The sequence below is a fragment of the Polaromonas sp. genome (assembly GCF_029945685.1).
Lineage (GTDB): Bacteria > Pseudomonadota > Gammaproteobacteria > Burkholderiales > Burkholderiaceae_C > Polaromonas.
In genome coordinates this window covers 153,927-175,290 of sequence record NZ_JAQSDA010000006.1, presented here as the reverse complement: position 1 = coordinate 175,290, position 21,364 = coordinate 153,927, and the positions used below count along the sequence as shown (strand labels likewise).

Sequence of the window (21,364 nt, the reverse complement as noted above, 5' to 3'; positions counted from 1 at the left end):
GGGTGTCTCCGTCTTGGGTTGTTGATGGGCGTTTGTCAAAGCGCCAGGTCGGCTGGAATCGGGACTGGAAAATCGAGCAGCATCTGGGCAAATGCTTTGCCCTGCGAGTCCATGCGAACCGAAGCGATGCCGCCGCCGCCCAGGGCTTCGTGCATCAGAAAGTTCAGCGCGTGCGTGCCGGGCAAATCGAATCGCCGCACGCTGCCCTTGACCAGGTGGGCGAACCAGGCCGCCACCGCCTGCTCGGTCAGGGCGGCGCGGATGAAGGGCAAATACTCGGCGCGGCGTGCCAGGATGCCGATGTTGGCGGCGTCGCCCTTGTCGCCGCTGCGTCCCCACGCCAGTTGCACCAGCGGCACGGTGCGCGTGCCGCGCGCAAAGGCGTCGGCGGCGGGCAGGGGGCCGCCGACTTGGGGCAGGGTTGCCGGGTCGAACGGTTTGCCGAGCCATGGCGGTGCCGCCACGGTCCGCTCCCCCATGTCGATGCTGGCGGCCACCTGTGCCTTGGGTACCAGGCAGGAGAACAGCCGCACCACCGGCTGCACCTTGGGCCGGCCGCCGGTGAAACCGGTGATGGCCGGTGCCGACATCAGGGCCAGCGGCGCCACTTCGCGCGAAAACAGTTCGAGCGCGTCCTTGACCGGGTGGCGCACGCCGACCTTGAGCATCACTTCGCGCGCATCGGGCCGCGCGTGGGGGCCGTAGGTGTCTTCGGCGCCGATGGCCTCGACACAGGTTTCGGTGAAGTCGGGCCAGCCGCGCTGCGCATAGTGGCGCCGCATGCGCGCCAGCATGGCGGCGCCGACGCGCTGCCCCTTGGCGCCGGCATCGATGCCGCCGATCATGAACAGGCTCATGGCCCGAAAGCCATCGGCGTAGGTGACGCTGACTTTGGCCTGATCGGTCGGCGGGAGGCCGCGCGCGCCCTTGACCTCGACGCGGTCGGGGCCGATCTGCGTCAGCGTCACGCCGGTGAAGTCGCACACCACATCGGGCAGGATGTAGGCGCGCGGGTCGCCGATTTCATACAGCATCTGCTCGCCTACCGTGGAGGGGCAGACCAGCCCGCCCGTGCCTTCGGGCTTGGTGATGACGAAGCTGCCGTCGGCGCGGCACTCGGCGATGGGAAAGCCCATGTCGTCCCAGCCCGGCACCGTGTCCCAGTCGGTGTAGTTGCCGCCGGTGGCCTGTGTGCCGCATTCGATCAGGTGGCCGGCCAGGCTGCCAAGCGCCAGGCGGTCGTGGTCGGCAGCGGTCCAGCCAAAGGCGTGGATCAGCGGCGCCAGCGTGACCGCGCTGTCGACACAGCGGCCGGTGACCACGATGTCGGCGCCGGCCGCCAGCGCGGCGGCAATCGGGAAGGCGCCCAGATAGGCGTTGGCGCTCATGACCTTTTGCGGGAACGCTGCACTGGAGAACATCTCTGGGGTGCCGGCTGCGCGCAGCGCGTCCACCTGTGGCATCAGGTCGTCGCCCAGCACGGCGGCGATTTTCAGGTCGACGCCTTCGGCCAGCGCTGCCGCCACCAGCGCGGCGCGGCAGGCGGACGGGTTGACGCCGCCGGCATTGGCAATGACCTTGATGCTGCGTGATTTGATCTCCTTCATCAGGGGCTGGAGGGTGGTCACGAAATCCGGTGCATAGCCCAGTGCCGGATCCTTGGCCTTGGCGCGGCTGAGCAGCGACATGGTGATTTCGGCCAGGTAGTCGAACACCAGGACGTCGATGTTGCCGCGCTGCACCAGTTGGGCGGCGGCGAACTCGCTGTCGCCCCAGAAGCCCGAGGCGCTGCCGATGCGAAGGGTGCTTTGTTTCATGTTTGTCTCCTTTTGTGGGGGGAAGCCTGGATCGCGGGTTCAGGCGGACACGGTGCTGCGCGGCCAGAACACGCGCCAGATGCCCTTGGCCGTGGCGCAGACTGTGCCATTGGCATCCAGGAACTCCCCTTCGGCAAATGCCGTCGTGCGGCTGATGCGCACCACATTGCCGCGCGCCTCGAAGCTATCGCCCATGGCGGCGTTGAGGAAGGTGATGTCGAGGTTGATCGTGAACTGGCGCAGCTCGAAGGGGTCAATGTCGGCCGCCTCGGGCATGGCCAGCAGCGAGGAGATGATGGCCCAGCCAAGCGCGCCGTCAAACATATAAGAGATGACGCCGCCATTGAGCACGGTGTCCGAACCGCCGCCGCCGCGTTGGGTGGGGAGGGCTTTAGGCAGTCGCACAATAGCCCGGCCTACGGCTGTTTCTTCAACTTCCAGCCCTTGCGCCTTCAGAAAGGGGCTATCGTTCCAGCTTTGCTTGCAGGCGGCGATGCGGTCAAGGTGGGGGGCGTTGGTATTCAAATTGGGCTCCTGTGGGTTTTTTAAAAAGCGTATGGGATTCAAAACATCGCCAGTTGCTCGACGCGTTGCACATGGGCCGCCAATGATCGGCGTGCCATTGGCCAGAGCGCCGCGGGGGTGTCGTCATAGGCCAGAGGTAGCCAGTCGTCCAAGCCGCCTTGCGGGACGGCGCGCATGGCCGCCAGCACCTTGGCCTCGCGCCGCAGGCGGTGCGCCTTGAGCTGCGCAATGGACTGCGCCGCCCACCCGATGACGTGGCCGTGCGCCGGCAGGATGAATTCGATACCGTCCTTTTCGCAGGCCTGCGCCAGGCGGTCCAGCGAATCGAGGTAGGCGCTCATGTCGCCGTCGGGCGGGTCGATGATGGTGGTACTGCCGCTGAGGATGTGGTCGCCCGAGAACAGCAGACCGTCTTCTTCGAGGATGAGGCAGAGGTGGTTGGCGGCGTGCCCTGGTGTATGGACCACGCGCAGGGTGCTATTGTGCTCGCCATCGTGCAGCATCAGGCGCTCGCCGTCGGCCAGAGCGCGGTCGGGGGCGAAGGCTGCTGTGGAGCGGGCGGTGGCGGCGGAAGCCAGGCCCAGCACGGGCGGTGTCTGGCCCGTCAGGCGGGCGCAGGCCTGGGCCAGCGGCTGCGCGGCGGGGGAGTGGTCCGGGTGCGAGTGGGTGCAGACGATGGCCGTGATCTGGCCCGCCGTGAACGCCAGCAGGCGTTCGACGTGGTCCATCTGCAAGGGGCCTGGGTCGATGACAATGTAGCCGCTGGCCGCGTCGCCCACGATGTAGCTGTTGGTGCCGGGGCCGGTCATGACGCTGGCGTTGGGGGCGGTGAGGCGATGCAGGTGCCGCAACAGGGGCACCGGCCGCTCGTGCTGCCAGTCCAGCACATGTTCAAGTTGACCGTCCGGGCACACCAGCGCGAGTTCGCCGTACGGCGCTTCATGCTCCATGAAGCGCTGCGGTTGACCGCCGACCAGACCACCCCGAGGGCAGGAGTTCCACCGCGGCGCGTCTTCGGTACAGGCAGCCAGGGCCTGCTCGGCCTGCTCGAAATCCGCCAGCCAGTGCAGGGTGCGGATGGTTGGAAAGATCATGAAAAAGTTGCCGGCCTGGTGCTGCGTCAGCGCATCCTCGGGCCTGACCCAGACGGGCTCGAACTGCTCCATTTCGTCGGCCACCGGCTCCTGCTGGTCGGGCATCAGCGCGGCGAAGAAGGCGGTGTCGAAACGCTTGGGCACGCTGCGGTCGGTGGTCCAGCAGGCCAGCATGCGCGCCTGATCGACCGCCAGTGACCAGCCTTGGGCTTGCAGTTGCGGGTACAGCGCCCGGCTGCGGTCCAGCGCTTGAAGGTGGGTGCGGGTGATGGGCCTGCCATCGGCCTGCACCGCCAGCAGGATGCCCAGTTCCTCGAAGGTTTCCCGCAGCGCCGCCAGCGCCGCCGTGCGGTAGCGTCCGCCCGCGTCGGGGGCGCGCGCCAGCGTGTGTGCCTGGTGGTCGTCGGCGTCCACTCGCCCACCCGGGAATACATAGGCACCGGGCAAGAAGCTGGCTGTCGGCGAGCGCCGGGTCATCAACACTTCGACGCCAAGCGCACCATCACGCAGCAGCAGCAGAGTGGCTGCCGGGTGCGCGGTAACCGGCTCTTTGCGGGGGTGGAGTTGCAGTGAGGGGCGTGCCATGGGGGTGTCCGTTGAGCGTGAGGGAAGCCAGGGCTGGGGCTCAGGCGCTGGCCGAATGGGTGCGCAGCAAGGCGTCGAGCGTGCTTTCCAGGTGCGCGAGGGAGTTGCATTCGCGCGCGATGTGGCAATAAGGCGCATAGCGCTTCATCTCCGAGTCGCCGAGGCCCCAGAACGAGACCGGCTCGGGGTTGAGCCAGATGACCCGGCGCGCGCGCTGGTAGAGCAGTTGCATGACTTCGGCATGGGCTTGGCCGCGGTTGTTGCGCGCGTCGCCGAGAATCAGCACGGTGGTGCGGCGATCAATGTCATCGAGCAACTGCGCCTCGATGTCGAGCAGCGTCTGCCCGTAGTCGGTGCCACTGCCGCCCACCGCCTGCATCACTTTGTCGACCGCCTGTTCGACCGGCAGCGACTCGAAGGTGTCGCTCACCTCGACCAGGTGGTTGGTGAAAGCGAAGCTGCGCAGGTCGCTCACCTGCTCGCCCAGACTGTGCAGGAACAGCAGCAAAAAGCGCGCGTACTGGCGTACCGAGCCGCTGACATCGCAAATGGCCACCACGCGCGGACGGTCCACCACTTTGGAGCGCCAGAAGGTCTCGAACATCACGCCGTCATAGGCCGCGTTCTTGCGCAGGGTCTTGCGGAAGTCGAGCTGGCCGCGCACCCGCTTTTTCTTGCGCCGCGAGTGGCGATCGGCCAGCCGCTTGGCGATCTTGCTGACGATGACGTGCATGCGCGCGAAATCGCGTTTTTCGATGTTGGAGAGCTTTTGCGATTGCAGGAAATCGTCGTGCAACTGGCGCGTCGGTGCCGTGCCGTAGAGCGCGAGTTTGCGTTCGACGAAATTGCGCACCTCCACGAACAATTTCTTGCGCACCCGTTCGAGTTCGCGAGCGCGCTCGGGCGCCAACGTCTGGCGTTTGGTGTCGGAAATTTCGCGGTCCAGCAGTTCCAGTCCCATGGCCTGCTGGATCTTCTGGGTGTAGTAGCCTTTTTGGGTGAAGAACCAGATGTCGGTCAGGCCCACCTCGCGCGCGGCTTCCTGCATGCGCTTGGCCAGTGCCGCCGAGTCACCCGACAGCAGCAACTGCGACAAGGCCTGGCCGCCGCTGCCCTGACAGCCGCCCGGCCCGCCGGAACCGGGTGCAGTCTGTTTGTCTTGGGCTGGGTCCGGCAGGTCTTGCGCGGCCATGGCGTCTGAAGCGGGGTTGGCATCGGGCTTGGAGGAGGGCTTGGCCGGACTGCCTTGCGCGGCCATGTTTTCGAAGGAGCTGAAACGGAAGAAGCGATCAAAGGCCTCGTCGTAAAGGGCGCGATCCGTGGTGGTTTTCGCCAGTGTCGTGCCCAGCGCGCTTTTGAGCAGGGTGCGGTCGCGCCAGCCCACCAGTTCCACGGCGCGCGCCGCATCGACCTGGGCGTTCAGGCTGATCTCGAGGTCGCTGCCGCGCAGCGCCTTGAAAAAGTCTTCAAGCGTGGCTTGCACGGGGAATCTCCGCGTCCTTGCGCGCTTGCTGCAGCAGGGCCGGCAGTTGCTCGCTGGCCGAGGCAATGTCCTGCTCAAACTTGAGGAAGACATTGAGCGTGCCCTTCACCATGTCCAGGCTCAAGTGTTCGGCGTGCAGCAGCAGCAGCGTTTTGGCCCAGTCGATGGTCTCGCTGACCGAGGGCTGCTTTTTCAGATCCATCTGGCGCACGGCCTGAATGAAGGCCACCAGCTCGCGGTTCAGTGTTGCCGACAAGCCGGGCACGCGGCGCTCCAGAATGCGCCGCTCCAGCTTCGCCTCGGGGAAGGGAATGTGCAAATGCAGGCAGCGGCGCTTGAGCGCGTCGCTCATCTCGCGCGTGTTGTTGCTGGTGAGAAAGACGATGGGCTTGACCTTGGCCTTGATGGTGCCGAGTTCGGGCACCGAGACCTGGAAGTCCGACAGCACTTCAAGAAGAAAGGCCTCGAATTCGGGATCGGACTTATCGACTTCGTCGATCAGCAGCACGCAGCCGCGCTCCTGGTGCAGGGCCTGGTAGAGCGGGCGCGGCTCGAGAAAGTGCTCGGAGAAGAACAGGTCGTCGTGCGCATGCAGCCGCTCGATCGAGGCCGCCAGTCCCACCGCGCCTTGCATCATTTCGCCCAGCTTGTCCTTGAGCAGTTGCGTGTACAGCAACTGCTTGCCGTATTTCCACTCGTACAGGGCCTTGGATTCGTCCAGGCCTTCGTAACACTGCATGCGGATCAGGGGCACGTCGAGGATCTCGGCCATGCCCTTGGCCAGTTCGGTCTTGCCGACACCGGCCGGGCCTTCGACCAGGATCGGCTTTTCCAGGTTGAATCCCAGATAGACCGAGGTCGCGATTTCGCGGCTGGCAATGTAGTCGACCGCAGCCAGGCGCTGCGCCAGGCCGTCGATGGAATCAAACTGGTGTTGGTAAAGTGTTTTCATGGGTTTCCTTGGGGCGCAGCATTTTTTCGCCGGCTTGAAGTTGTCGGGAGTCGGCGATGCTGCGGGCAATGCCCTGCACCAGGCGCAGGTCGCGCGCCAGGGTGAGCAGGGCCGGTTCATGGTCGTCCAGGGCCGCGGCAAAGGATTCACAGGCGCCTTGCCAGCGATCAAACAGGCGGCGCGCGCCCAGGTTGAACGCCGCCAGCGCCTCGTTGGGCCCGTGCTGGTCCAGGTGCTGGGCGGCATGACGGGCCACGGGCGAGAGGGCGTCGAGTTCGAGTTGCAAGCCACCCAGGTTCCGGGTCAAAGCAGGGGTCCGGGCGGCGCTTTGGAACCAGCGCGCCAGCGCGTCCAGTTCGGCTTGCATGGCGCCAAGCATGGGGCCCAGCAGCAGCGCGTCTTCGATCGCGCGCAGCGGTCGTGCGATGGTGTCGAAAGCCTGTCCCGGCTCGCCCAGGCGCTGGCTTTCCGGCACCCGACAGCCGACAAGGCGCAGGCCGCAATGGCCGAGCGGCGCCAGTCCGCGCACTTTGTCGTCCAGTTCGCGGGTCAGGCCCGGTGTGTTGGCCTCAACGACGAAAGCATCGAAGCGCTTGCGCCCCTCGCGCTCGCCGCTGACGGCCAGCACGATGATGGCATCGGCGGCCGGGCCGTTGCTGACGAAGGCCTTGTGGCCGTCAAGGAGCCAGTCGTCGCCGTCCTGAACCGCCCGGCAGCACAGGTGTTTGGGGTGTGCGCCGGCGCCGGGCTCGGAGATCGCGAGTGCCAGCAGTGTGTCGCCGACCGTCATTGATTGCAGCAGCGCACGATGCCGGTCGCTGCGCAGATTCGGCGCCAGCACGAAGCGCCCCAGCATCTGCTGCATCATCCACGCCATGCCGAGGCCCAGGCTGGCGGATTCCCGGGCGACGATTTCGGCCAGAGCGCTGACCCGCACGGAGTCCGTGACGGGCGGCCCGCCGTCGCTGTCGAACCCCACACCAAGCAGGCCGCTGGCGCCGAGATGACGCCACCAGGCACGGGGGAAGCCGTGCGCGCAGTCAGGCGCTGGCGCGTCCGACAAGGCCAGGCGCATGGCCTCGGGCAGCGCCGAAGGCGGCATGTGCTGTGTGGGTGAGGTGGCGGACTTCATCGAGGGCTTCCGGCGTAAAACCCGAGCTGGCGCGCCGCCAAGTCGCGCATCACCTCTTCGGCACCGCCACCAATGGCGTTGACCTTGACCTCGCGGTAAATGCGTTCCACCTTGACACCGCGCATGAAGCCGGCGCCGCCGTGCAGTTGCACCGCCTCGCTGGCGCAATAGGCCATGGTCTGGGTGGCCTGGTTCTTCAGCAGGCAGATTTCGCCCACTGGCGTGTCGCCCTGTTCGACGCGCCAGGCCAGCAATTCCAGCATGGCCTGGGTCGCCTCGACGCGCATGGCCATGTCGGCGAGTTTGTGGCGGGTGACCTGCTGGTCGATCAACTTGCCGCCAAACATCTCGCGTTCACGCGACCAGGCCAGCGCTTCATCCAGGCAGACACGGGCAAAACCGTTGGCACCGGCGGCGAGGAAGATGCGCTCGCGGTTGAAGTTCTTCATGATGGCCTTGAAACCCTGGTTTTCCACCCCCACCAGGTTATCCACCGGCACCCTGCAGTCATCAAAATACAAGGCGGCGGTGTCGGAGCACCACCAGCCCATTTTTCTCAAAGGCGTTTGCGTGAAGCCGGGCGTGCCTTTTTCGATCAGCAGCAGCGACACGCCGCCCGGGCCGGGCCCGCCGGTGCGCACCGCCACGGTGTAGAAGTCGGCGCGCATGCCGGAGGTGATGAACGTTTTCGAGCCGTTGACGACGTAGTGGTCGCCATCCCGGCGCGCCGTGGTCTTGAGGTTGGCCACGTCCGAGCCGCCGGAGGGTTCGGTGATGCCGAGCGCGCTGATCTTCTCGCCCCGCAGCACCGGCGGCAAGACGCGCTGCTTCAGCGTCTCGCTGCCCACGTTGACGATGGGCGGGCAGCCGATGGTGTGCGACAGCAGACTCGCCAAGACCCCGCCAGCACCGCAACGCGCAAGTTCCTGCGCGGCGATGATGGTCATGAACAGGTCGCCGTCGTTGCCGCCATGGCTTTCGGGAAAACCCAAGCCCAGCAGGCCGATTTCGGCCGCTTTGCGGTACAACTCGACAGGAAAGGACTCGGCTTCGTCCCATGCATCCACGTGCGGGCTAATTTCTCTGGCGACGAAGCGGCGCATCGCGTCGCGGAACGCCAGGTGCTCGGGCGTATAGAAGGGACTCTTGGCAGGCAGGGTTTCGGCAGGCATGGGTTTTACTCCTCGTGGGTGTGGCGTGTGTCGTGCGTGCAGAGCGGTGCGCGCCTCAATCAGGCTGCTCGACCAGTGACACCAACAATGCGCGCGTGGCAACCTGGTCGCCAGCGCGCACCGCAACCTGGTCCACCACGCCATCGCGACGGGCCAGCAGTTGATGCTCCATCTTCATGGCTTCGAGCACCGCCAGGCGTTGCCCCTTGGTGACCGTGTCGCCATTTCGGACGTCAACTGCCAGCACCCGTCCATTCATGGGTGCGAGCACCCGTGACTCCGCGCTTCCTGCAGCCGCGGCCGGTGGGGCATAGGTCAGGTCTTCAAAGCTGGCGCTCAGGTCGCCCAGTTCCAGGTGCAACACGCCGCCGGCAAACACCGCCGCCGCGTGCTGCTGCACGCCATCGGCGATCAGGCGCAGGCACTCGCCTTCGCGCCCGCTGAGGGTGATGTGGTGCAGCGCCGTGCCCACTTCGAGCGTGTAGCTGTGGGCGCCGGTGGCCGTGATGTGCACGGCATGGCGGTGTTCGCCCTCGCCGATCAGCATCGGCCAGCGTGCCGGTCCGCTGGAGCGCCAGGGCGCGGCTGAGACCGGCGTGGCGCAGGCTTCGAACCACAGCGTGCTGGCCAGCGCCAACGCCAACGAGTCGGGTTGGGGCCGCACCAGCGCCGCACTGTCGAAGTGCTTGGCGATGAAGGCAGTGGTCGTTTCGCCAGCGGCGAAGGCCGGGTGGCTGGCCACGGCTTCGAGGAAGGCACGGTTGTGGGGTAGGCCGAGCAGGCGAGTGCGTTGCAGCGCACCGATCAGGCGTCGTCGGGCCTCGTCGCGGGTCGCGCCGTGCGCAATGATTTTGGCGATCATGGGGTCGTAGTGCGGGCTGACGGTCTGACCTGATGCCAGTCCATGATCAACGCGCACGCCCTCGCCCGTGGGCGGGCTCCAGAGCGCAACATCGCCACTTTGCGGCAGGAAGCCCGCGTACGGGTCTTCGGCATACAGGCGCACTTCGATAGCGTGCCCGTTCAGTTGCACTTGCTCCTGCGTCAGCGGCAAGGGCTCGCCACGGGCCACGGCGATCTGCCACGCCACCAGGTCCAGGCCGGTGATGCACTCGGTCACCGGGTGTTCGACCTGCAGCCGTGTGTTCATCTCCAGAAAGTAGAAACGCCCTTCGCGGTCAAGTAAAAACTCGACCGTGCCGGCGCCGACGTAGTTCACGGTGCGCGCAGCCGCCACCGCCGCCGCGCCCATTTGCGCGCGCAGCTCGGGCGTGACCGCCGGGGAGGGCGCTTCTTCGAACACCTTCTGGTGCCGACGCTGGATCGAGCAGTCGCGCTCGCCCAGGTGGATGATGTAGCCGTGCTGGTCGCCGAAGACCTGGATTTCGACGTGGCGCGGTTCAATCACCGCGCGTTCGAGGATGAGCTCTTCGCTGCCGAAGGCGTTGCCTGCTTCCGAGCGGGCACTGACCAGTGCGACCGCCAGGTCCTGCGGGTGTTCGACCAGCCGCATGCCACGCCCGCCGCCGCCCGCTGCCGCCTTGACCATGATCGGAAAGCCGATCTCGCCGGCTTTCCCGAGCAGCGTGGCATCGGACTGGTCGGTGCCCTGGTAGCCGGGCACGCAGGGCACGCCCGCCGCCAGCATCAGGCGCTTGGCACCGGCTTTGTTGCCCATTTGCAGGATGGCCTGCGGATCCGGGCCGATGAACACCAGCCCGGCGTCCAGGCAAGCCTGTGCAAAGCCGTCGTTCTCGGACAGGAAGCCGTAGCCGGGGTGGACCGCATCGGCGCCCGTGCTGCGCGCCGCAGCCAGCAGCGCCGCGACGTTGAGGTAGCTCTCACGGACCGGCGCCGGGCCGATACACACCGCCTCGTCGGCCATGGCGACATGCAGCGCCTGGGCATCGGCTTCGCTATACACGGCCACTGTGCGGTAGCCCAGCGCTTTGGCTGTGCGGATAACCCGGCAGGCGATTTCTCCGCGGTTGGCGATAAGAATTTTGGTGAAGTTCATCAGGGTTCTCACATCCGTGCCACGCCAAAGGTGTTCGAGTTCAGAGGCCGCAACCCGGCTTCGCGACACACCGCCAGGGTGGTGGCGAGCGCGCGGCGGGTGTCGCGCGGGTCGATGATGCCGTCGTCCCACAGGCGCGCGGTGGCAAACAGCGAATGCGATTCGAGGTCAAAACGTGCCAGGATCTCGCTCTTCATGGTGGCCATGGTTTCGGCTGATGGTTCCTGTCCGGTCTTCGCCATTTTTTCCTCGGTCACGATGCGCATCACGGTGGCGGCCTGTTCGCCGCCCATCACCGCCACCCGCGCGTTGGGCCAGGCGAACATGAAGCGCGGGTCGTAGGCGCGGCCGCACATGCCGTAGTTGCCGGCGCCGAAGGAGGCGCCGGTCATCACGGTGATCTGCGGCACGGTGGCATTGGCCACGGCCTGGATCATCTTGGCGCCATGCTTGATCATGCCGACTTGCTCGACCTCCTTGCCGACCATGAAACCGGTGGTGTTCTGCAGGTAGACGATGGGGGTGCCCGACTGGCAGCACAGCTGGATGAACTGGGTCGCCTTGGTGGCGCCTTGCGGATCAATGGGGCCGTTGTTGCCGATGAAGCCGCAAGGGTGTCCCTCGATGGCGCCATGGCCGCACACTGTACTGGAGCCGTACAGCGATTTGAATTCGAGGAAGTCGGAGTCGTCGATCACCCGCGCCAGCACTTCGCGCATGTCGTAGGGCTGGCGGAAGTCAACCGGCACCACGCCCGCCAGTTGCTCGACCGGATAACGCGGCTCTTTCCAGGTCTTCACCGCTCGCATCGGCAAGCGGTCGTTCCACGGCAGCCGCGCCAGGATGTCGCGTGCGATGCGGATGCCGTCGGCATCGTCCTCGGCCAGGTACTCGGCCACGCCCGACATCGAGCAGTGCATCTCGGCGCCGCCCAGCTCTTCGCCGGTGGCGATCTCGCCGGTGGCGGCCTTGAGCAAGGGCGGGCCGGCCAAGAAAGCCTTGGCGCGGCCGCGCACCATGATCACATAGTCGGACATACCCGGCAGGTAGGCGCCGCCGGCGGTCGAGTGGCCGTGCATCACGCAGACCTGCGGAATGCCCCTGGCCGATAGCCGTGCCTGGTTAGCGAAGCCGCGGCCGCCGTCAATGAACACCTCGCCCACATGCATCAGGTTGGCGCCGCCGGACTCGACCAGTCGCACCACCGGCAGTTTGTTCTCCAGTGCGATGGCTTCGGCGCGCAGGCTCTTGCGCAGGCCCATCGGCGTGATGGTGCCGCCCTTGATCGCGCTGTCGGAGGCGATCACCACGCAGCGGATGCCAGACACCACCCCGATGCCGCAGATGATCCCGCCCCCCAGCACGTTCTTCTCGCCGTCGTCGTCGTGCATCCTGAAACCGGCCAGGGTCGAGAACTCCAGCCACGACGAGCCGCGGTCGAGCAGCAGCGCGATGCGCTCGCGCGGCAGCAGCTGTTTGCGGACGCGGAACTTGGCCTCCTGGCTGTTGGACGTGTTGCGCACGCGGTCTTCCAGCGTGCGGAAACTGTCGATCAGGGCGAGCATCTGCGCGCGCTCGCGCTGGAAGCTCTCGGATTGCGGGTCTATTTGGCTCTGGATGACGGGCATGGGCGGTTCTCGCTGAAAGATCGCAGTGAACAGGCGTGGGGCGTGCTTACAGGTCGTAAAAACGCTCGCCACTATCAGCCATGCGGCGCAGCAGTTGCGGCGGCGCGAAGCGCGCACCGTGCCGCTCTGCCAGGCTCTCGCAGGCTTTGACAAAGGCGGACACCCCCAGGCTGTGGATCTGGCCGATCGGGCCACCCAAGTAGGCTGGGAAGCCCCAGCCCAGGATCGCGCCGACATCAGCATCGATCGGTGCCAGCAGAACTTTTTCTTCGAGGCAGCGTGTGGTTTCGACCGACTGGATGAACATCAGGCGCTGCTTGACCTCTTCGACCGTGGGTTGCGTGGCCGCCAGCGGGAACTCCTGCGCCAGGCCTGCCCACAGTTGCTTCTGGCCATCTTGCGGGTAGTCGTAGAAGCCCTTGCCGACTTTCTTGCCCAGCCGGCCGAGTTGGTCCACCATGCGGTCGCAGACATCGTCGATGGCGCTACGCTGGTAGGCAGCGCCGAGGTCGGCGGCGGTCTGTTTGCGGATGCGCGCCATTAGTTCGAGCGAGACTTCGTCGGCCAGCGCCAGCGGCCCCACCGGCATGCCGGTCATGCGCCCGGCGTTGTCGATCAGGGCCGGCTTCACGCCTTCGGCCAGCAGCGCCAGGCCTTCGCCGACGTAGGTCGAGAACACCCGGCTGGTGTAGAAGCCGCGTCTGTCATTGACGACGATGGGCGTCTTGCGGATCGCCTTGACGAAGTCCATGGCACGGGCCAGGCATTCGTCACTGGTAGCCTGGCCGCGAATGATCTCGACCAGCGGCATCTTGTCGACTGGCGAGAAGAAATGCAGGCCGATGAAGTTGGCTGGACGCGTCGATGCTTCAGCCAGCCCGCTGATTGGCAGGGTGCTGGTGTTGGAGGCAAGGATCGCGCTGCTGGCGATCACCGCCTCGGCCTTGCGCGTCACGTCGGCCTTGATGGCACGGTCTTCAAACACCGCTTCGACCACGATGTCACAGCCTTCCAGGTCGGCAAAGTCGGTGGTCGGTTTGATCAGCGCGAGCTTGGCATCACGCTCGGCCTCGGTCATGCGCTTGGCCCCAACGCGTTTGTTCCACAGGCCTTCGCTGTAGGCCTTGCCCCTGGCCGCGCCGTCGGTGCTGCTGTCGAGCAGCACCACGTCCATGCCGCCCTCCGCGGCGGAGAAGGCAATGCCCGCGCCCATCATGCCGGCCCCCAGAATGCCGACCTTGCGGTAGCTGGCCTTGGGCACGCCCTTGGGCCGCGAGGCCAGCTTGCTGGCGGAGGCTATGCCGAAGAACAGCGAGCGGATCATGTTCTTGGATTCGACCCCCGTCGCCAGCTTCGCGAATTCGCGCATTTCGACTTTGCAGCCGGTGTCGATGTCGACCTGGCAGCCGTTGTAGACGCAGTTCAAGATCGCCTCAGGTGCGGGATAGTTGCCAAAGGTTTTGGCGCGCAGCATGGCGTTGCCTGCGGTGAAGGTTTCGTAGCCGGCTGGGCTTTGCACAGCGCCTCCAGGCAGCTTGAAGCCCTTCTGGTCCCATGGCCTGGTGGCGTTCTTGGCACCGTCGGCGAGTAACCACTCCTTGGCACGAGAGAGCAATTTATCGGCCGGGACGACCTCGTCAACCAGGCCGGCTTCCAGTGCCTTTTTGGGTGCGAGTTTCTTACCTTCCAGCAGGAAGGGCAGGGCGTTGCGCACGCCGATCACGCGTGGCAGCCTTTGCGTGCCACCCCCGCCTGGTAGCAAGCCGAGCGTGACTTCGGGCAGCCCGATGAGTGCTTTGGGGTTGTCGGCGGCGATGCGCCGATGGCAGGCCAGCGCAATTTCATAGCCGCCGCCCAGCGCGGTGCCATTCATGGCCGCCACGTATGGCTTGCCGCCCGTCTCGATGCCGCGCAGCAGACTGTGTAACGACGACACAAAATCCAGCATGCCAGCGGCATCTTTGAGCGCCAGCACCATGTTGAGGTCAGCGCCGGCAATGAAGTCAGCCTTCGCTGACGTGACGATCACGCCCTTGACGGCGGCGTCCACTTGGGCGCGTTGCACGGCGTCGGCGAAGGCAGAAATCGATTGCTGGTTGAGGACGTTCATGGGCACGTCCTGCATGGCCCAGGTGATGGTGGCGATGCCGTCGGCATCAACCTTGTAGTCAATAGTCATGGTGGTGGTCCAGGTCTGTGATGAGTTTCGCGTCGTGCCAGGGCTTCAGACGCGCTCGATGATGGTGGCCGTGCCCATGCCGGCGCCCACGCACAGCGTGATCAGGCCGGTGGACAGGTTGCGGCGCTCGAGTTCGTCGAGCAGGGTGCCCAGAATCATGGCGCCGGTCGCGCCCAGGGGGTGCCCCATCGCGATGGCCCCGCCGTTGACGTTCATCTTGTCGTGCGAGACCTTCATCACCTCCATGAAACGCAGCACGACTGAGGCAAAGGCTTCGTTCAACTCGTAGAGGTCAATGTCGGCCGCTTTCATGCCGGCCAGCTTGAGCGCCTTTTCCGCCGAGTAGGAGGGGCCGGTCAGCATGATGGTGGGCTCGCTGCCGATGGATGAGAACGAGCGGATGCGGGCACGGGCTTTCAGGCCGAGCTGTTTACCGACCTCGGCGTTGCCGATCAGCACCGCGGCCGCGCCATCGACGATGCCCGACGAATTGCCGGCGTGGTGCACGTGCACCATGCGCTCGATCTCCGGATAACGCTGGATGGCGACAGCGTCGAAGCCGTATTTTTCGCCCTGCAACTTGAACGCAGGTTCCAGCTTGGCGAGCGACTCTAGGGTGGTTTCGGCGCGCATGTGTTCGTCGCGGTCAAGTACGATGCAACCGTTCACGTCCTTGACTGGAACGATCGACTTGGCGAAGCGGCCCTCGGCCCAGGCGAGCGCAGCGCGGCGCTGGCTTTCGACCGCGTAGCTGTCGACGTCGCTGCGGCTGTGGCCGTAAAGGGTGGCAATCAGGTCGGCCGAAATGCCCTGCGGCACGAAATAGGTCGGAATCGCCACTGCTGGGTCAATCGCCCAGGCGCCGCCGCTGGTGCCCATGGGCACACGGCTCATGCTCTCTACCCCGCCGCCGATGACCAGTGGCGACTGGCCCGACATCACTTTGGCGGCGGCCATGTTGCAGGCCTCGAGCCCCGAGGCGCAAAAGCGATTGACCTGCACGCCGGCAACGCTCTCGTGGTACCCGGCGGCGATGGCCGCAACGCGCGCGATGTCGGCGCCTTGCTCACCGGCGGGTTCGACACAGCCGAGGATAATATCGTCCACGAAGGCGGTGTCCAGGGTGTTGCGGTCGCGCAGCGCCTGCAGCGCCGTGATGGCCAAACTGATGGGCGTGGTGCCGTGCAGCGCACCCGAGCTGCGGCCCTTGCCGCGCGGCGTGCGCACGGCGTCGTAAATGAATGCGTCGGTCATGGTGGGTTTCCTGTTTTTTGAATCTGTGGAAGCGATAGGCAAGAGGGCGAAAAGCGGCTGGCGGCGGGTGCTACAGCGTACGGCTGATGATTTCCTTCATGATTTCGTTGGCGCCACCGTAGATGCGCGCGACGCGCGCATCCGCATAGGCGCGGGCAATCGGGTACTCCCACATGTAGCCGAAGCCGCCGAACATCTGCAGGCATTGGTCGATCACCTTGCAGTGCAGGTCGGTGGTCCAGTACTTGGCCATCGCGGCGGTGGCAGCATCAAGCTGACCGTCCATCAGCAGGCCGAGCAGGCGGTCGACAAAGACCTGTGCGATCTGCACCTCGGTCTTCATTTCGGCGAGCTTGAAGCGGTTGTGCTGGAAATCGATCACGCGCTGGCCGAAGGCCTTGCGATCCTTGGTGTAGACCAGCGTCCATTCGAGCGCGGCCTCGGCGCCCGCCACCGCGCCGATGGCGATCTGCATGCGCTCCCAGGCCAGTTCCTGCATCAGCAGGAAAAAGCCCTTGCCCTCGCCGCCGAGGATGTTGCCGGCCGGCACGCGCACGCCGTCGAAGAAGAGTTCCGAGGTGTCCTGCGCCTTCATGCCGATCTTTTCGAGGTTGCGCCCGCGCGTGAAACCGGGGCGATTGGTCTCGACCAGCACCAGCGAGGTGCCCTTGGCACCTTGCGTCGGATCGGTCTTGACGACGACGATCACCAAGTCGGCGTTCTGGCCATTGGTGATGAACGTCTTCTGACCATTAATCACCAGTTCGTCGCCGTCGCGCACGGCGGTGGTGCGCACGTTTTGCAGGTCGCTGCCCGCGCCCGGCTCGGTCATGGCGATGGCGCCAATCACCTCGCCGGTGGCCATCTTCGGTAGCCAGCTGCGCTTTTGCTCCTCGGTGCCGTAGGCCAGGATGTAAGGTGCCACGATGTCGGAGTGCAGGCCGAAGCCGATCCCGCTCGTGCCGGCGCGCGCGACTTCCTCGATCAGCACGGCACTGTGCAGGCGCGTGCCGCCACCGCCGCCGTATTGCTCGGGTATGGCGGGGCACAGCAGGCCCGCGGCGCCGGCCTTGCGCCAGACGGCGCGCGGCACGATGCCATCGGTTTCCCAGCCAGCGTGATGGGGGATGACCTCTTCTTCCAGAAAGCGGCGGGCCTGGTCCCGGAAGAGTTCGTGTTCTTCACCGAAGAGGGTGCGGTTGAGCATGGGTCTGTCCTTGAAATCCGATTGACGCTGGCATGGCCGACGGTTTGCGAAGAGTGGGATCGTCCACGCGGAAAGGCGCCGGAAGCACCCAACACGCGACGGATAAGACCATCAACCAAACGCTTGTTAGATGGTATAGTATACGGCATGACAAAGGAGCGAAACAACCCACTCCCGCGCAGAGATGCGATCCTCGCGACTTCGGCGAGCCGGTTCCGGCGCCAGGGTTTCGAGCGCACCTCGGTGCGCGAGATTGCCCAGGCCATGGGCATGACTTCGGGCTCGCTCTTCTACCACTTCGCCACCAAGGAGGAACTGCTGGTGGCGATCATGGAGGAGGGCGTTCGCGACATCATGCAGTCGGTGCGCGACGGGCTGGCTGGCGAGACTCGCCTACCCGAGCTGCTGCTGTCGATGGTGCGCAGTCACCTGAAGGCCTTGCTGGGTCCGCGGCTCGACGCGATGACCGTGCTGCTCTACGAGTGGCGCAGCCTCTCGCCGGACGCGCAGACCCGGGTGATGGCATCGCGCGACGCCTACGAGGCCTTGTGGATGGCGCCGATCAGCGAGGCTGCGGCGCTGGACCTGGTCGACACCGATGTCGTTCTGGTGCGCCAGACGGTGCTCGGCGCCCTCAACTGGACGGCGCAGTGGTACCGGCCTGGCGGGCGTCTGGACGTCGATGCGTTGGCGCAGCGCATGTACACGATGCTGTTTCCTCGTGTGGCCGCATCGGGAGTGAGCTAGGGTTAAGCGGACCGGATTTGCTCCGTTCTTACCATTTTTGAGTTGCCTATTTTTTAATTACATGGAGATAAAGTGAAGATATTGGTCGCCGTCAAGCGGGTGCTGGACTACAACGTCAAGGCCCGCGTCAAGTCCGACGGTTCGGGAGTCGATCTCGCGAACCAGAAATTGTCCATGAACCCGTTCGACGAGATTGCCTGCGAAGAGGCGGTGCGCCTCAGGGAGGCCGGTGTCGCTTCTGAAGTGATCGTCGTGTCCTGCGGCCCGACCGCTTGCCAGGAGACGCTGCGCAGCGCGATGGCCATCGGCGCCGATCGCGCCGTGCTGATCGAAACCGACGCCGGGCTCGAACCACTGGCGGTGGCCAAACTGATGCAGCACGTGGCTATCAAAGAGGGCGTGCAGTTCGCCATCTTCGGCAAGCAGGCGATCGATGACGACGCTGGCCAGACTGGCCAGATGTTTGGCGCGCTGATGGGCTGGGCCCAGGCCAGCTTTGCCTCCAAGGTGCAGATCAGCGGCGACACCGCCACCATCACGCGCGAGATCGACGGTGGCCTGGAAACCCTGGCAATGACGCTGCCGGCCGTGATCACGACCGACCTGCGCCTGAACGAGCCGCGCTTCATCACGCTGCCCAACATCATGAAGGCCAAGAAAAAGCCGATGGAGGTAATCAAGGCCGCCGAGCTCGGCATCGACATCGCGCCGCGCACCGAGACCCTGCACGTCAGCGAGCCGCCGACCCGCAAGGCCGGCATCAAGGTGGCCGACCCGGCCGAACTCGTCAAACGACTCAAAGAAGAAGCGAAGGTGATCTGATGACAACCCTGATCATTGCGGAACACGACAACGCCGTACTCAAAGCGGCCACGCTGAACACGATTGCCGCCGCCACGCGCATCGGCGGCGACATTCATGTGCTCGTGGCGGGTGGCAATTGCGTTGCCGTTGCCCAGGCTGCTGCTGCGGTCGCGGGCGTGAGCAAGGTGCTGCACGCCGACGCGACGCACTACGAGGCCCATCTGGCCGAGAACCTGGCCGCGCTGGTGCGCTCACGCGTGCGCGCCGATGCCGGCTACACCCATGTGCTGGCGCCGGCCACGGCCTTTGGCAAGAACGTGCTGCCGCGCGTGGCGGCCTTGCTGGACGCCTCCCAGATGTCGGACGTGATCGCCATCGAATCGCCCGACACCTTCCAGCGCCCGTTCTATGCCGGCAACGCGCTGGCCCGCGTGCAATCGAAGGATGCCATCAAGGTGCTGAGCATTCGCACCACCGCCTTCGACCCGGCGGGCGCGGGCGGCACGGCCGTGGTCGAGACGCTGGACGCGGGCGCCGATCTCGGCCTGAGCACCCTGGTCGGACGTGAGGTGGTGAAGCTGGAACGCCCGGAACTCGCCGCCGCATCGGTCATCGTATCGGGCGGACGCGGCCTGGGCGCGGCCGACAAGTTTCACGCCGTGCTGGAGCCGCTGGCCGACAAGCTCGGAGCGGCGATCGGCGCCTCGCGCGCCGCCGTCGACGCCGGCTACGCGCCCAACGACTACCAGGTCGGTCAGACCGGCAAGATCGTGGCACCCCAGTTGTACGTGGCGGTTGGCATCTCGGGCGCCATCCAGCACCTGGCCGGCATGAAGGACAGCAAGGTGATTGTTGCCATCAACAAGGACGCTGAAGCGCCGATCTTCCAGGTGGCCGACTATGGCCTGGTGGCCGATCTGTTTAGCGCCGTGCCGGAGCTGGTAACTGCTTTATAGGGCGCGGGGCTGGCACCGGGGGTGCATCACTCTTCGCCAACCGCGGTCTCTGATCTCAGCAATTTGTACAAGTGCGAGCGTGATATGCCGAGCGCTTGGGCGCTGCGTTTTTTGTTGCCTGCAAAAAAAGCCACAGCCTGCCGAGCCGCCTCTTGCTCCAGTTCGCTCAAAAGGCGCGGTGGGACTGAGGCGAGTTCTGTGAGGAGCGCTGGGCTTATAGGCAGGGCGGGGGCCGGCTCGGGCTGCCCTGCGCTGCCGCGTTCAAAGTGCGCCAAGGCCAAGCGCTTGCCTGCGGAAAACACGAGCGCCTCTTCCACTCGCTGTCGCAGCTGTCGCACATTGCCCGGCCAGGGCTGTTGAGCGAGGTATGGAGCCACCTCCTGCTCTATCTCGGGCACGGGCCAGCGGTTACGCTGGCAAAATTGCTGCACGAAATGCTGCAGCAGGGGCAGGATGTCTTGCACGCGCTCACGCAGGCTAGGCACATGCAGAGTCACCCCAGCCAAGCGGTAAAACAGGTCTAGACGGAACTGGCCGGCATCGATCAGAGCCTCCATCTTGCGATGCGTAGCCGACACCAGCCGAAAGTCTACTTGCCGGGGCTTATGCTCACCCAGGCGCTCAACCACCCGGTCCTCCAGCACGCGAAGCAATTTAACTTGGATATCAGCTGGAATGTCGCCGACCTCGTCCAGAAACACCGTGCTGCAGTCAGCGCTTTCAAACTTGCCGGGGCGGCCGGTCTTCAGGCTGCCGGTGAAGGTGCCTGGAGCGTAGCCAAACAGCTCCGCTTCCAGCAAACTCGCGGGCAGGGCTGCCAGGTTCAGGTTGACCAGAGGGCGCTCACAGCGTGGGCTGAGCTCGTGTAGCGCTTTGGCCACCAGCTCTTTGCCCGTGCCGCTTTCCCCGAGGATAAGCACCGGCACGTCAAACTGCGCCACCAGCTGGATTTCCTGCTTAAGTCGGTGCATAGGGGCGCTGTCGCCAATCAACCGCCCCAACGCGGCGGGCTGCTGGCGCAACTGGTCGAGTTGGTGCCGGTAGCGCTGCACTTCGTCCTGGAGGCGCGAGACTTCGCGGTGCATACGCTCTACCACCTCTGGCCCTTTGAACAGTGTGCGGCCTATCACGCCCGCCACATCACCATTTTGCAGAATGGGAATGCGGCTAACAATGCGGGTAGCCACACCATCGGGAGAGTAAGGATAGCCGACCTCTGCCTTGCCCGACGCCGCCACCTCGGCCATGCGTGAATTCGGGATTACCTCCTCCGCCGGACGCCCCAGCGCCTCTCCACGACGAAGCCCCAGCCAACGCTCATGCGTGGGGCTGATGAATCGCAGGACGCCCTGCGCGTCTGTCACCGAGATGGCATCGTACGAGCTGGTCAAAAAATGATTAAGCGCCGCTGCGGCAAACGGCACGGTAGCGACAAAATCAAACAGCACATCCTGCTTGTCCGCTGCGCGCAATACCACCACCTGGGTTTGCTCATTGACCAGCGCCACAGCGACGCAAGGCGGCGGCCCGTCCAGCGCGAACACATGGCGCTGTTCCGGCGAATGCGTCAATGCGGCCACGAGCGCCGCTTGCACGGTGGGCTGCTTGGCGATGCCCTGCGCCCATACGATCTGGCCATGAATTGTACAAATCAAGACTCCCAGGACGTCGGGCGGAGTCCCCCCAGCGGCAGTGGAGGGGTTGTCGTCTTTGGCTACATTTTTAAAAAGTGTCGTCAATTCAAACAGCTGATGTATTTGGCGGGGACATTTTTCCGCCGTTCGAGGAGTTTTAACCCTTCTGGGGCTATTT

Annotated in this window: 16 protein-coding genes; 3 read left to right on the top strand and 13 right to left on the bottom strand. The window is 65.3% G+C overall.

The features are described 5' to 3' along the window. Nucleotides 1-35 precede the first annotated feature (35 nt). The 12 genes from PSV26_RS03325 to PSV26_RS03270 form a co-directional block, all read right to left on the bottom strand. Nucleotides 36-1,817: an acyclic terpene utilization AtuA family protein gene (locus tag PSV26_RS03325; protein WP_300567708.1), complete on the bottom strand. Its 1,782-nt coding sequence runs from the start codon at nt 1,815-1,817 to the stop codon at nt 36-38. A gap of 39 nt (nt 1,818-1,856) precedes the next feature. Further along, nucleotides 1,857-2,342, bottom strand: a complete 486-nt coding sequence (locus PSV26_RS03320) for a PaaI family thioesterase (RefSeq protein WP_300567705.1) — start codon at nt 2,340-2,342, stop codon at nt 1,857-1,859. Nucleotides 2,343-2,380: 38 nt separating this feature from the next. Further along, nucleotides 2,381-4,021: an MBL fold metallo-hydrolase gene (locus tag PSV26_RS03315; RefSeq protein WP_300567702.1), complete on the bottom strand. Its 1,641-nt coding sequence runs from the start codon at nt 4,019-4,021 to the stop codon at nt 2,381-2,383. Nucleotides 4,022-4,061: 40 nt separating this feature from the next. Then, a complete protein-coding gene (locus PSV26_RS03310) occupies nt 4,062-5,504 on the bottom strand; it encodes a VWA domain-containing protein (protein WP_300567700.1) in 1,443 nt (480 codons plus the stop codon). Beyond that, nucleotides 5,488-6,456 (bottom strand): MoxR family ATPase, encoded by a 969-nt coding sequence (locus tag PSV26_RS03305; protein ID WP_300567697.1) that lies wholly within the window; start codon nt 6,454-6,456, stop codon nt 5,488-5,490. The genes PSV26_RS03310 and PSV26_RS03305 overlap by 17 nt, the downstream gene beginning before the upstream one ends. Then, a complete protein-coding gene (locus PSV26_RS03300; RefSeq protein WP_300567694.1) occupies nt 6,428-7,588 on the bottom strand; it encodes an acyl-CoA dehydrogenase family protein in 1,161 nt (386 codons plus the stop codon). The genes PSV26_RS03305 and PSV26_RS03300 overlap by 29 nt, the downstream gene beginning before the upstream one ends. Then, on the bottom strand, nt 7,585-8,760 hold the full coding sequence (locus PSV26_RS03295) for an acyl-CoA dehydrogenase family protein (protein ID WP_300567692.1): 1,176 nt from the start codon (nt 8,758-8,760) through the stop codon (nt 7,585-7,587). The genes PSV26_RS03300 and PSV26_RS03295 overlap by 4 nt, the downstream gene beginning before the upstream one ends. 55 nt (nt 8,761-8,815) lie before the next feature. Next, on the bottom strand, nt 8,816-10,777 hold the full coding sequence (locus PSV26_RS03290; RefSeq protein WP_300567689.1) for an acetyl/propionyl/methylcrotonyl-CoA carboxylase subunit alpha: 1,962 nt from the start codon (nt 10,775-10,777) through the stop codon (nt 8,816-8,818). An 8-nt stretch (nt 10,778-10,785) separates the two neighbouring features. Then, nucleotides 10,786-12,405 (bottom strand): carboxyl transferase domain-containing protein, encoded by a 1,620-nt coding sequence (locus PSV26_RS03285; protein WP_300567686.1) that lies wholly within the window; start codon nt 12,403-12,405, stop codon nt 10,786-10,788. 46 nt (nt 12,406-12,451) lie between these two features. Next, nucleotides 12,452-14,584 carry a 3-hydroxyacyl-CoA dehydrogenase NAD-binding domain-containing protein gene (locus PSV26_RS03280; protein ID WP_300567683.1) on the bottom strand — a complete coding sequence of 711 codons (2,133 nt, stop codon included), beginning with the start codon at nt 14,582-14,584 and terminating at the stop codon, nt 12,452-12,454. 45 nt (nt 14,585-14,629) lie between these two features. Further along, on the bottom strand, nt 14,630-15,838 hold the full coding sequence (locus tag PSV26_RS03275) for an acetyl-CoA C-acetyltransferase (RefSeq protein WP_300567680.1): 1,209 nt from the start codon (nt 15,836-15,838) through the stop codon (nt 14,630-14,632). Nucleotides 15,839-15,908: 70 nt separating this feature from the next. Then, nucleotides 15,909-17,045: an acyl-CoA dehydrogenase family protein gene (locus tag PSV26_RS03270; protein WP_300567677.1), complete on the bottom strand. Its 1,137-nt coding sequence runs from the start codon at nt 17,043-17,045 to the stop codon at nt 15,909-15,911. Nucleotides 17,046-17,192: 147 nt separating this feature from the next. Here PSV26_RS03270 and PSV26_RS03265 point away from each other — a divergent pair, with 147 nt between their 5' ends. From PSV26_RS03265 to PSV26_RS03255, 3 genes are all read left to right on the top strand, one after another. After that, nucleotides 17,193-17,792 carry a TetR/AcrR family transcriptional regulator gene (locus PSV26_RS03265; RefSeq protein ID WP_300567675.1) on the top strand — a complete coding sequence of 200 codons (600 nt, stop codon included), beginning with the start codon at nt 17,193-17,195 and terminating at the stop codon, nt 17,790-17,792. A 72-nt stretch (nt 17,793-17,864) separates the two neighbouring features. After that, on the top strand, nt 17,865-18,614 hold the full coding sequence (locus tag PSV26_RS03260; RefSeq protein ID WP_300567672.1) for an electron transfer flavoprotein subunit beta/FixA family protein: 750 nt from the start codon (nt 17,865-17,867) through the stop codon (nt 18,612-18,614). Further along, complete coding sequence (locus tag PSV26_RS03255) at nt 18,614-19,552, top strand: FAD-binding protein (RefSeq protein ID WP_300567669.1); 939 nt, start codon at nt 18,614-18,616, stop codon at nt 19,550-19,552. Before PSV26_RS03260 ends, PSV26_RS03255 begins: the two co-directional genes overlap by 1 nt. A gap of 26 nt (nt 19,553-19,578) precedes the next feature. On the opposite strand, the gene PSV26_RS03250 is transcribed toward PSV26_RS03255, so the two are convergent. Further along, nucleotides 19,579-21,291 (bottom strand): sigma 54-interacting transcriptional regulator, encoded by a 1,713-nt coding sequence (locus tag PSV26_RS03250; protein WP_300567666.1) that lies wholly within the window; start codon nt 21,289-21,291, stop codon nt 19,579-19,581. Nucleotides 21,292-21,364: the final 73 nt, after the last annotated feature.